This window comes from Nodosilinea sp. AN01ver1 (genome assembly GCF_050565655.1).
Classification (GTDB): Bacteria; Cyanobacteriota; Cyanobacteriia; order Phormidesmidales; family Phormidesmidaceae; genus Nodosilinea.
Genome location: NZ_JBNXVS010000123.1, coordinates 1 through 1,378 on the forward strand (window position 1 = coordinate 1; position 1,378 = coordinate 1,378).

Consider the following 1,378-nt stretch of genomic DNA (forward strand, 5'->3'; position numbering starts at 1 on the left):
ATGCTATCGTTAAACCAATTTAATCCTTGACAGGAACCTTGGCTTTGTTTCTAGACTATGTAGTTGTCGAGGTTCGCTGCTAACCCTCGGTGAGCGACGCATTTGAGCCGCTTTTCTCAGGCGCTTTGCTAATGTAAGCCATATTTTTGGCGTTGTCAACCAGTTTGGCAAGATAAATTTTTTCTTGGTTGTGGCAGTGCTGCCCGTAATAGGTTTGAGCCAGTGAGACTGGGTGTAGCAGCTGGTAAACGCTGTCACAACCCGTTGTAAGGGCCTGTTTTAGCCTTCACTTAGATATCGGTCACTGCCGCACCGCGTCGCAAGCTTAGGTGTTGCCGTGACTGGAAGTGGATAAGGGTGCACCAGGCTTGCTTGATGGTGGCTGCCTTCATGATGAATGACTGATCCCTAATCCAACACATATCCTTGGGATGGAGGTGGATGCGGTGATGAGTGGACTGTTGGCGAGCAGATAGGTAGTCACGTTGGCAGGCTCACTGGAGTTAATACCTGCAGGCGGTAGAGCCGTAGGACAGGAAGCCTTACTCTTTACTCCTTCATGCATCGTTCTTTAAGTTCCTTGCCGGATGAGTACTTCTCTGCTTTTGACGCTGAAGTTAGACCAACCCACGTTTGAGCGGGCAAACACGCTGCGTCAGCAGTACTTTCCCCCGGAGCGCAATGTCGTTCCGGCCCACGTTATTCTGTTTCATCAGCTGCCGGGCGATTGCGAAGCAGCGATTTGCCACAGGCTGGAAACCCTATGCGATCGGACAGAGCACTTTTCTCTTTCCTTACCCTCGCTCCAGTCGCTAGGTAGCGGGGTCGCCATTAGCGTTCGGTCTGCTGGGTTGATGCAGTTACACAAAACCTTGGCAACCACCTGGGATGAATGGCTCATCCCTCAAGATCGCCAGGGCTACCGCCCGCATGTCACTATTCAAAACAAAGTGAAACCCGAAACAGCCCGCCAGTTGTACGAGGACTTGAACGCGCAATGGCAACCTATAACGGGGTGGGGCGAAGGCTTGTTGCTGTGGTACTACCACAAAGGACCGTGGGAGTTGGCTAGGGACTTTTGCTTCGCATAGCTCATAGTCTTGGGGGTTTAAAAGGCGTAGTGGATGCTGCAGTATGGCAACTACTGTTCCAGCAACTCCCATAGCCCATCGACCAGCGTTTCCTTTAGGCCGCGCTTGTAGCGCACATTCTTGCCGCCGGTTTGAGAAAATTTGGTTTCTTGTAAACCGGGGAGTTATGTTGATTTCTGGTGTATGGAGGGAAAAGAAGGAAGGGCGTATCCTGCTGGATGAAACAAGGTAACCAGCGAAGGAATACACCATGAATGACGACAATCTTATTGCATTGCCCCCGAGCG

At 51.3% G+C, this 1,378-nt stretch carries 1 protein-coding gene; it reads left to right on the forward strand.

Annotation, left to right across the window (positions count from 1 at the left end):
- The first annotated feature begins 587 nt into the window (after positions 1 to 587).
- The gene (locus tag ACQ4N7_RS30220) at positions 588 to 1,091 is read left to right on the forward strand and encodes a 2'-5' RNA ligase family protein (RefSeq protein WP_430715119.1); all 504 of its coding nucleotides are present in this window, start codon (positions 588 to 590) and stop codon (positions 1,089 to 1,091) included.
- Positions 1,092 to 1,378: the final 287 nt, after the last annotated feature.